This is a genomic window from Candidatus Eremiobacteraceae bacterium, from assembly GCA_036511855.1.
GTDB lineage: Bacteria > Vulcanimicrobiota > Vulcanimicrobiia > Eremiobacterales > Eremiobacteraceae > JABCYQ01.
This window is the reverse complement of the sequence record DATCBN010000067.1, coordinates 1-10,263: the sequence shown is the minus strand read 5'-3', so window position 1 is coordinate 10,263 and position 10,263 is coordinate 1. Positions and strand designations below refer to the sequence as shown.

10 protein-coding genes are annotated in these 10,263 nt (G+C 63.7%); 2 read left to right on the top strand and 8 right to left on the bottom strand.

Annotated features, from left to right (window positions below; translation table 11 throughout):
* Nucleotides 1–1,468, bottom strand: a 1,468-nt coding sequence (locus VII69_09110) for a hypothetical protein (protein ID HEY5095259.1), incomplete at its 3' end; no start/stop codon positions are given.
* On the opposite strand from VII69_09110, the gene VII69_09105 reads away from it, so the two are divergent.
* Nucleotides 1,448–2,512: a sulfotransferase gene (locus tag VII69_09105; protein HEY5095258.1), complete on the top strand. Its 1,065-nt coding sequence runs from the start codon at nt 1,448–1,450 to the stop codon at nt 2,510–2,512. The two genes, VII69_09110 and VII69_09105, sit on opposite strands and share 21 nt — an antisense overlap.
* Before the next feature lie 5 nt (nt 2,513–2,517).
* Here the strand turns inward: VII69_09105 and VII69_09100 are convergent, their stop codons facing one another.
* The 7 genes from VII69_09100 to rpsF form a co-directional block, all read right to left on the bottom strand.
* Nucleotides 2,518–3,441 (bottom strand): sulfotransferase, encoded by a 924-nt coding sequence (locus VII69_09100; GenBank protein HEY5095257.1) that lies wholly within the window; start codon nt 3,439–3,441, stop codon nt 2,518–2,520.
* 35 nt (nt 3,442–3,476) lie between these two features.
* Nucleotides 3,477–4,817 carry a replicative DNA helicase gene (gene dnaB, locus VII69_09095; protein HEY5095256.1) on the bottom strand — a complete coding sequence of 447 codons (1,341 nt, stop codon included), beginning with the start codon at nt 4,815–4,817 and terminating at the stop codon, nt 3,477–3,479.
* Nucleotides 4,814–6,712, bottom strand: coding sequence for a Lon family ATP-dependent protease (lonC, locus tag VII69_09090; protein ID HEY5095255.1), 1,899 nt, complete (start codon nt 6,710–6,712; stop codon nt 4,814–4,816). The genes dnaB and lonC overlap by 4 nt, the downstream gene beginning before the upstream one ends.
* A 21-nt stretch (nt 6,713–6,733) precedes the next feature.
* Entirely contained in the window at nt 6,734–7,183 is a 450-nt protein-coding gene (gene rplI / locus VII69_09085; GenBank protein HEY5095254.1) for a 50S ribosomal protein L9, read from the bottom strand.
* 6 nt (nt 7,184–7,189) lie between these two features.
* Nucleotides 7,190–7,444, bottom strand: a complete 255-nt coding sequence (gene rpsR, locus VII69_09080; GenBank protein ID HEY5095253.1) for a 30S ribosomal protein S18 — start codon at nt 7,442–7,444, stop codon at nt 7,190–7,192.
* A gap of 40 nt (nt 7,445–7,484) precedes the next feature.
* The gene (locus VII69_09075; GenBank protein ID HEY5095252.1) at nt 7,485–7,934 is read right to left on the bottom strand and encodes a single-stranded DNA-binding protein; all 450 of its coding nucleotides are present in this window, start codon (nt 7,932–7,934) and stop codon (nt 7,485–7,487) included.
* A 76-nt stretch (nt 7,935–8,010) separates the two neighbouring features.
* The gene (gene rpsF, locus VII69_09070) at nt 8,011–8,292 is read right to left on the bottom strand and encodes a 30S ribosomal protein S6 (GenBank protein HEY5095251.1); all 282 of its coding nucleotides are present in this window, start codon (nt 8,290–8,292) and stop codon (nt 8,011–8,013) included.
* A gap of 335 nt (nt 8,293–8,627) precedes the next feature.
* Between rpsF and VII69_09065 the strand changes: the two genes are divergently transcribed.
* The coding region (locus tag VII69_09065) for a hypothetical protein (GenBank protein ID HEY5095250.1) at nt 8,628–10,263 on the top strand (1,636 nt) is incomplete at its 3' end.

Here is a 10,263-nt window from a genome sequence, read left to right as displayed (position 1 = left end):
CGGCGACGCGCAGAGAGAAATCGCGACGCAAACCGTCGACGAGCGTCGAGCCGCCCATCGCCGACAACGTGTGCACTCCTCGACCATATATGCCGCGAGGTGGTTCGACATACGCGACCGTTTCTTCGTCGTAGCGGCGTTCGTCGATCGCGTTCACCCGCACGATTGCGATGCGTCGTCCATATTTGCGCGTGCAATCTTGAGCCGGCCGGTGCAGCGCTCCGTCGAGCATGAATGGCGCTCCCGCCGGTCGAGCTGAGCGCAGGTCGACCTTTACTGGATTGAGGGGGTGCGGACGCCACGGACCGGTCAGCGCATCCGCCAAATAGACGTGCAACTTGTGGCTAGGCCCGTCGTCGTTGATCCCACACAATAGCCAATACTTTCCGTCGTGAAAAAATACCGTGCTGTCGACGGCGCGCAAATCTGAAATAAGCACCGCTTGTTTACGCCAATCACGGCCCGAATTCTGCAGCCGGTAGAGCGCGACTTCTCCATTTTGACACGACTCCGGGATGGCGTACCATTGGCGCTCGTGTTCGAAAACGTACGGATACGAGAGATGATAAGGCTCGACAAGAACGCGCTCTCCCGGCACGAGCTTACCGTCGATGAATGCTAACCGCACGATAACCCCGCGGCTGGTATCTGGATCGATTTCCTCGCAGTATGCAGAGGGCACGCCGTCGATTGTGGCTCCGAACGGGTCGGCGAAGAACCGCCGACGCCCCGCCTCGCACCACACGACGGGCGGCAACACTGTCGCGCGGGCAATCTGTGCGGGAGTTCCGGTCACGACGCCGCTGTTCCAAGAATACGTGAAGAAGCGTTTCTCGATAACGGCATTAATCCGTCGAAGCGCTAGTCCGATGGCAGCGCTTGTCACGTTCCACGTCGTTGGCTCACGGACGTTGACCGGCGGCAAGGCCGGCTCGATCTCCAAAAGGCCAGCTTCGATGTCGCGTAGCGCGATGGCGGGCCAGCGCGACAGTTCGTCGAGCAAGCCGTTGACCGTGGACGCAAGCGAGTGCCTATCGACCCCAAGGGCTCCCGCTCGCAAGCACGTAGTGACTCCGGCGCTATCGATCTGCAGCAACCGCGCCTCGATGACGTCGCGGTTCTCGCAAAAGGCGTTGAGGCCCGGCGCGCTCTCGGCTCCGTCAGCATCGAAGAGCCATGTGCCCATGCGCGATGGCGGGGCCAGCGCCGCAGCTCGGCCGTCGAACGCGATGCAAAAATCGAGATCGGATTCCGACGATTGGGCCGCCGGCGCTTCGTTCACCTCAAGTTCATCGATCATCGAGCCGCGCGACTGAAAAGCGAGCATCGCCAACCGTCCGCGTGAAGTACGCGGCGCGGAAAGCTCCCTGCACTGCACGAGCATCGTGCCTTGGCGATCGAGCAATAGACGAATCGTGGCGGCTTGCCATTTCAACATCGGACCGGAATGTATCGCCGCGAAGCGCACGAATCAGCGCGCCGCTCGACTGAGGCTGCGCGAACCGCAAAGGTCGTTTCGTCGAGCGCGCGCAAGTATCGCCGCATCGATCTTATGCGTCAACTCTTCAACGGCGTGCGCGGCGCGATTCCTAAGCCGATCAAAAACTTCATCCGCGAGCGGTTCATCGACGCCGGCGGAGTGGACAATGCGGCGTTCGTCGCCGGCTCGCATCGCAGCGGCACCACATGGGCGGCTTCCGCCCTCAACTTTGACGGCCGCTACCGGAACATGTACGAACCGTTCAACGGCGAGCGCGTCATGGTGAACGCTCGATTCACGTACGGCCTTTACCTGCGGCCCGAAGATGCCGCGCCCGAATATGCCGCCGCCGCCGAGAACGTGCTGGCGGGTCGCCTTCGACATGCGACCGTCGATCAGCGCAACACGCGCTTTTTCGGGACAAGACGGATGATCAAAGAGACGCATGCCAATCTTTGGATCGCTTGGCTTCATCGCCGGTTTCCTTCCGTCCGGATCGTCATGGTCGTCCGCCATCCGTTCGCGACCGCGCAATCCCGCCGCGTCAAAGGCTGGCCGACGCGCCTCGATCCCTTCTTGATCCAACAGCCGCTGCTCTACGACCATCTCGCGCCGTTCGTCGACGTCATCCGCGCAGCGCGCGGCGATTTTGAACAACACGTCGCGAATTGGTGTGTCCAGCACTACGTTCCCTTCCGGCAGTTGCGGCGCGATGACGTGCACGTGCTCTTCTACGAAGACCTCTGCGTGAACGCCGATCGCGCACTCCGAGAGGCATGCGCCTTTCTCGGCCGCCCGTATCGAGATAGCGCGCTCTCGACGTTGAAGCAACCGTCGTTCACGGCGCGCAGGGACAGCCCGATCCGAACCGGCGCGGCCCAGCTCGTCGATGAATGGCAGCAAAAGGTCTCCGCCGATGAGCGCGCGGCCGGCATGGCGCTGCTGCACGCGTTCGGCCTAGACCGCGTCTACAGCGACGACGCGATGCCGCTCACGCGCGATCCGTTCGTTCTTCCCGGCGTTCCACGGTAGCGGTTTCACAATGGTATCCCGAAATGCGTGAGATCGCTCACGCGCGGCATCGTCTCGGGGCCGTAGATCACATCCAAACCGAAGCGCTCGAGCAGTGCGCCGGCGCGAGCGGTCTGCTCCGGCGTGATGTGCTTGCGCCATTCGTCGAGGACGTTACCGCCGGTCACGATTGCGCTTGAGTCGCCGTGACGCGCGACCCGTGCCTGGACGGACGGAACGGCCATTCGTTTGAAGACCCGGTCGTCGAACGGGCGCTCTAAGAAGGCGAAGAGCCGCGCGATCTCGCCGCGCGGTTCGGCGAGAAAGCGCTCGTAGAACGCGACGAAGACCCGTTGTCCGGCTAGCTGCCGCAGCGCCACGTAGTAGTTCGCGCACCACGCGAGCAGATGATTGTCGACGTCGCCGGAAACGGATTCGATTTCTGCCCGAAACGGTTCGAGATGGTCTTCCATGAGCTGCGGCTGCGCCAAGATGAGTGCGGCCGCATTGCGATGCCAATGCAATCGCAGCAGCGAATTCAGCACCGCGCACGGATGGCGCAGCAACAGGATGACGGGCATATCCGGGAAGTGCGCGCGAATCCAGCCGATCATCATCAGACTGCGGACATCCTTGATGAGCCGGCGGTTCGCGACGAACCGTCTGTTGTAGGCGCTGATCCATTTATTGCGGATGCGCCCTTCGAAGATCGCCTTAGCGGGCTCGAGGTATTCAGGCGAATCGTCGCCGGGGCGCAGATACTGCCATGTCTTGAACGCTTTGACTTCCGGCACGTAGCGGTTGTGAAAAGGTTCGTACATCGAACGGTATTCGTTGCCGTAGTTTATCACGTCGCCGAACCAGGTGGTCCCGCTGCGCTGTATGGCACAGATCAGCACGGAATCCCGGTGATGCGCGCTCGTGTCCACGAAGAGCTGGCCGCGAAGCACGTTCAGTCGTTTTGTTAGCCCTTCCAGCGACGGCATTACGGCGGGGAGTGCTCCAGCTCGACGTCGGAAAATGTGGTGAATTTCTTGTCGAAGCGAAGCATGACGGTGCCGGTGGGACCGTTGCGCTGCTTCGCGATGATGATCTCCGCGAGGTGCTCGTTCTCCGGGGTGGGAGCGTTGTAGTATTCGTCGCGATAGATGAACGCGACCACGTCCGCTTCCTGCTCGATGCCGCCCGACTCGCGCAGGTCGGAGAGCATCGGCCGCTTGTCGTTTCGCATCTCCGGCGACCGGTTCAATTGCGCGAGCGCGATGACCGGCACTTTCAATTCTTTGGCGAGCGCCTTCAATCCGCGGCAGATCTCGTCGATGATCTCCACACGGCTGGTGACGCGCGGGTTCGACGGGCGCAGCAATTGCAGATAGTCGACGACGATGAGATCGAGGCCGGTGTTGGCCTTCAGACGCCGGCACCGCGAGCGCACTTCGCTCACCGTCAATGCCGCCGAATCGTCGATGTAGATCGGTACTTCGGCGAGGACGCCCATCGCGGCCGTGATATCGCTCCACTCTTCGTCTTTGATGTTGCCGGTGCGCAAGCGCTGGGCGTCGAGCTTGGCTTCGCCGCTCAGCAGCCGTTGGACCAATTGTTCGTTGCTCATCTCGAGTGAGAACAACGCCGCGGCCTTGCCGGCGTCGCGCGCCGCGTACATGGTGATGTTCAATGCGAGCGAGGTCTTGCCCATTGATGGCCGCGCCGCGACGATGATCAGTTCGCCTGCTTGAAAACCGGCGGTGAATTGGTCCAGCCGCTTGAAGCCCGAAGGTACGCCCGTGACCTGGCCTTGCTGATGGTAGAGCTTATCTATTTGCTCGAACGCCGGCTTGAGCAAATCCTTGACGAGGACGAATCCGGCGCCCTGGCGGCGCCCGATTTGGAAGATCATCTGCTCGCAGCGGTCGAGCGTCTCGTCGACGTCGTCCGAGGGTTCGAAGCCGATCTGGGTGATGCGGCTGCCCGCGCCGATCAGCGACCGCAATATCGCTTTTTCGGCCACAACCCGGGCGTAATACTCTGCGGATGCCGTGGTGGGGACCGAGTCCAGCAGCCGGCTCAAGAACTCCGCGCCGCCGATGTCGTCGAGCAGTTTCCGGCTGCGCAGCTCCTCGGCCACCGAGACTTTGTCGATGGGCTCGCCGCGCTCGTACAGCCGCTGCAGGTTTTCGAAGATGGTCGCGTGGTGCGGAGCATAGAAATCCGACCGCTGCACGATTTCACCGAGCACCGACATCAACTCGCGATCCACCATGAGCGCGCCGAGCACTGCTTGTTCGGCGTCGAGATTCTGCGGCGGTACGCGGTCGATGGTGTTCATGCGGTCGGCACTTGTTCGACGCCGAGCGCCGCCAGCGCCTCGCGCACGTCGCCCACCAGCGAGACTTCCATGCCGCGCAGATCGGAAGGCACGTCGTTTGCGTTCTCGCGTGGCACGATGACCGCGCGCATGCCTGCGGCGCGCGCGGCCCATAGCTTTTCCGGGATGCCCCCGACGGGCCGCACGGCGCCGCCGATGCCCACTTCACCCGTCATCGCGACGTCCTGCGGCAGCGGTACGCGCCGCAGAGCGGAATACAGGCACGAGAACACCGCGACGCCGGCCGAAGGCCCGTCGATGGCGCCGCCGCCGACGACGTTGACGTGCAGGTCGTAGTCCGCTGGATCGATTCCGCATACAGCACGGATGACCGACGTGGCGTTGAAGACCGAATCCTTGGCCATCGAACCCGCGGTATCGTTGAACCGCACGGCACCCTTGCCTTCGCGCGCAGACTTGAACGCCACGGCTTCGAACTCGATGAGGCCGCCCATGAAATGATGCACACCCAATCCGAACGCCTTGCCGGTCTCATGACGCGCCGAGGCGCGCACCGGTGTGTGCCGGCTTAGCCGCCTACTCTGCATGACTTCCTGGATGTCGGCCGCGGTGACCCTGACCGCGTCCGCGGGAACCGCCGCACCACCTCCGCTCGTGCGGTAAAGGGCAACGCCGAACGCGTCCGCAAGCACCTGCACCGCCATGCGTCCCTCGAGGGTGTATTCGGCGATAAGATCGGCGGCGCCGTCGTCCAACGCGGCTTGCAAGCGCTGCGCCGCGCGGCGCACGATGTCGGCGATCTGACCTTGCGCGAGCGGCACGAAGTACACTTCGGCGCAGCGCGAGCGAACTGCAGGATCGATCTCCTCGGGCTGTCGCGTGGTGGCGCCGACCAGCACGAAATCCGCGGGCGCGCCTTGGGTGAAAAGTTTCTTGATGTAGGACGGAACGTTTGGGTCCGACTCGTCGTAGTAGGAAGACTCGAAGGTGACGCGCTTGTCCTCGAGCACTTTCAACAGCTTCACCTGCATCATCGGGTCGAGCTCGCCGATCTCGTCGATGAACAGCATGCCGCCGTGCGCCTTTGTGACCAAGCCCAATTTGGGCTCCGGAACCCCACCCTCGGCGAAATCGCGCCGCGTGCCCTGATAGATGGGATCGTGCACCGAACCGAGCAGCGGATTGGTGATCTCGCGCGGGTCCCAGCGCAGCGTGGACCCGCCGACCTCGACGAACGGCGCATCGGCCGCGAACGGCGAATAGACGGCGATCTTCGCCGCTTCCAGCGCGAGCCGCGCTACCGTCGTCTTGCCCACTCCCGGCGGACCGTAGAGTATGACGTGTTGAGGGAACGGAGATGCGATCTTGGTGAGCAGCGACCGCACCGCTGCCTCTTGACCGACGACGTCGTCGAGTTTGGCCGGCCGCAGCACCGCGAGCGCCGACGACGGCAGGCCGCGCTGTTCGAGCGCGTCGAGCTCTTCCTTCTTCTTGAGCGTGCTCGAAGTCTCCGGACCGCCGTCTTCTTTGAGCGCTTCGAGTTTGAGGTCTTTGATGTAGTCGCGATGGCGCTCCGCCATCTTCACGCCGACCTTCTTCTCGATGTCTTCCTCGACCGTGCGCTGCGCGATCATGTCGGCGAGCTCTTCTTCGACCGCGGCGAGCGCGCCCGGCAGCGCCGAGAGCGCAGGCAATTTATCGATCGTGGGGTCTTCGAACACCAAGCGTTGCAGCGCGAGCATGCGCTTCGGCAACGACTTGCTTCGCATCAGCGATAGTGCGTCGAGCTTGCCCGCCTTGAGGACGAGTTTGTCCGGCCCGAGCAGGCTTGCGAGCATTTCGAAGAGAGCGGTCACTTGGCGCCCGATCGCGTTCTCGGCCTGAATCTTCGCCATGCTGCTCGTCGCTTGCCGCACTTAGGCGCCGGCGACGACACGCACGGTGACGCGCGCGGTGACGCCGTGCGCGAGCTTCACCGTGCAGGCGTAGTCGCCCGCAGCCTTGATCGCTTCCGGAAGTTCGATCTTGTGGCGGTCGACGTCGACGCCGAACGCCGAGTGGAGCGCCTCGGCGATCTGCGCGTTGGTCACCGCGCCGAAAAGCTTGCCGCGGTCGCCGCCTTTTGCTTTGATCTCGACCGCCTTGCTCGCGAGCATCGCCGCGACGCCTCGCGCTTCCGCCAAGATCTTCTCGTCGCGCCGCTCTTTGGCTTCGCGCTGTCCGGCGAGCTGGGCTAGCGTTCCCGCGGTGGCCTCAAGCGCCAAGCCGCGCGGCAAAAGATAGTTGCGTCCGTAGCCCTCGGCCACGTCCGCAACCGTTCCCGCTTTGCCGACGCCCTTGATGTCCTGCTTGAGAATGACCTTCACGAAAGGTCAGTCCGCGGCAAACGGCATGAGCGCGATCACGCGCGCGCGTTTGACTGCATCGGTGAGAGCGCGCTGATGACGCGCGCAGTTCCCGGAGATGCGGCGCGGCAAGATCTTCCCTCGCTCGGATACGTACTTGCGCAGACGCGGCGCGTCTTTGTAGTCGAGGTCGTCGATTTTTTCGACGCAGAACGAACAGACCTTGCGCTTTGGTTTGCGATCTTTGGCTGCCCGTTTCTTCAGTTTTGGTTTCGGCGGCATTTAGTATTCGGTCACCTCGAGCGTTGTGCGGTTACTATGGTCAGAACGGAACTTCTTCGTCGGCGTCGCTGTATTCGTAGTTCGGCAGATCGCTTCCGCCGGCGGCGGCAGGCGGTGCGGCAGCGCGAGGCGCGCGCGCGGCCCCGCCGCCGTCGCCTTCGCTGCGCGAGTCCATGAATTGGAAATCGTCGGCGGTCACTTCGACCGCAGTGCGTTTGTTGTTCTCCCGATCCGTGTATTCGCGGATCTGAAGGCGGCCCGAGACGAGCACCGACTTGCCTTTTTGCAGATACTTGGCAGCGATCTCAGCCCGCTGGCGCCATACCGAAACGCCGAAGAAATCGGTTTGCTTCTCGGCGGCGTCGCGGCGTTTTGGACGGTCGACTGCGATGCGGAACGAGCACACCTGCGTGCCGTCCTGCGTTTGGCGCAGCTCGGGATCGGCGACGAGCCGTCCGACGAGCACGATGTGATTATAGGACCCGGCCATGGCTTCACCTCAAATAAAGCAGATGCGAAGGCCGCCGCGTTCGGCGACGGCTGTGCGAGGCGGCGGAGCGGCGGTCTTAAAGACGGATGAGCAACGCCCGCATGACGTTTTCGTGCAATCGCATCTGACGCACGATCTCGCGTGCGCAGTCGGCGCTGCCGTTGAACTTCAAACAGATGTAGTGGCCTTCGCGTAGTTTTTGGATTTCGAAGGCCAGTCGCTTCTTACCCATGCGCTCGGCTGCTATCTCGTCGCCGCCGTTGTCTTTGGCGACCGTGGAGAAATGCGCGGCCAACTCGTCGACTTGGGGGTCTTCGAGAGCAGGGCGAAGGATATACGTGATCTCGTAATGCGCCACGATATGTGCGCTGCCTCCCTCTGGGCGTAAGGCTTGTCGTTCGCTACAGTGTGCGGCGCCGACGAGCAGGAAGGAAATCGGCGGAACCTGTCCCCGGGACAGACTTCCGCCGCCGGCGATAAGACGGGCCGACCTTTTAAGAGTCGACCGTTACCACCCCGGCAAGCCCGTGGATTATATCACACCGGCCTCGACAGTGACAAGTTTGCGGCCGGCTCGCCGCCGGAGAGTTCCGGGATCGAGCTTGGACCGGGGGACCCTTGAACTGTGGAGAGAACCCCGCTAGCCGCCTTAGATCTCTCGTCTCCGACATTCGTCCATGGGGTATTTCCGTCATGCGTCTGAGCATCGTCGCGACCGCCGTCATCCTCGCCGCTCTCGCCGCGCCGGCTTCGGCCGCCGGGCAGGACCAGATCGGCTCAGCGCAGAGCGAGCGCTCGGGCTACGAGCTGCCAGACATAACGCCGGCGCCGGCCACACCGGTCGTCTTCGTCGACGTGCTGAAACAGTCGGCGCCTTGGATGAGTCCCGTACCGCTGTCTATGGACGGCGACGGCGAAGTCGTCGCGCTCGCTCCGGGCCAGAGCGCTCAAAGGGTCGTCTTCGCGCCCGGGCAGCAGCATCCGGCCGGTCTCTACACGTTGTTGTACGACGGACGAGGGTCGTTCGAGTTCGCCGGCGCGAGCATCGATTCGCGCGCTGCGGGCCGCTACACCGTGAACGTCTCCTCAACCAACGCGGCGTTGAATCTTCGGCTCGTCTCTACCGACCAGAACGATCCCGCGCGAAACGTCCGCCTGATCATGCCCGGCTTCGAAAATTCGTATGCAACCCATCCGTTCAGTCCTCGACTCGTCGAATCGCTAGCGGGTGCGCAGACGTTGCGCTTCGCGCTTTGGTCTCGCGCCGCGACGTATGTCCGGTCGGCGGTCTGGCCGTTGCGGCCGCGCGCATCGCGAACGACGCAAGCCGCCGAAGCCGGCGTGGCCCCCGAATACGACATCGCGCTAGCGAATGCCGCCGGCACGGATCCATGGATCACGCTTCCCGTCGGAGCGACCGACGCTTACGTGTACGGAATCGCCGATCTCACGCATCGCCTGCTCGACCCGCGTTTGCACCCGATCTTCGAATACGGCGACCGCGTGTGGGCCGATGGAACGCCGTCGAACGCTTATGCGCGGATGGCCGCGCGCAACCTCGGCTTGCCCGGCGATGCGCGGACCGGCGCGTTGGAATGGTACTCACTTCGCTCGACGCGAGTGTTCGCCGTGATCGACCGGGTTTACGGACGCGACGCTGCATCCGTGGTCCACACGCTTTCCGTGCCGGGCAGCGATGACGCCCTCGATGCAGCCGCGTCGCGGATCATTCTCGCGTATGCGGGCGCTGCGCGTCACGCCGACGTCTTGGCCGTCGGCGCGGGTACCGATGTCGCGATCGCGGACGCCCTTACGATTTCCCGCGCGGCGGGCGGACCCGCCGCGGCGTGGCGGCCGGCCGGATCCGGTCGATGGACCGGCGCGGGCATGACGCAGCGCGTCGCTGTCACTCCCGATGCCCGCTTTGCTTTTGTCGCGGGCGCCGACACGACGCCGCGCCCAGAGCGCGAAGGCCGGCCTGCGACGGCGCTCCACATCGCTCCGCTTGTCGCGTCGAAGGTCGCGTCGCCGAGCATCGGCGCACAACCCGGCGTCGCGGGCGCGCTTGGCGATCCGCTCGAAAATGTCGATCTCTCGCGCGAGGGCTTCTCGGATTGGATCTATGCACGATCGCCCCAGACGGTCGAGGCAAAGCTGACGGGTGGCCATCAAATAGCGGTTCGACCCATTTCCGGCATCGCGCGTTCTGCGGCAAACGGTTTCGCCACGTTTGTGTGGTCGGATGGCGCCATGCGCTCCCGCGGCTCAAGCGCCAGTGGCGTGGCCGTTACCGGCGCAGGCAATGGATTCCGCGTCACTGCGCCCGCCG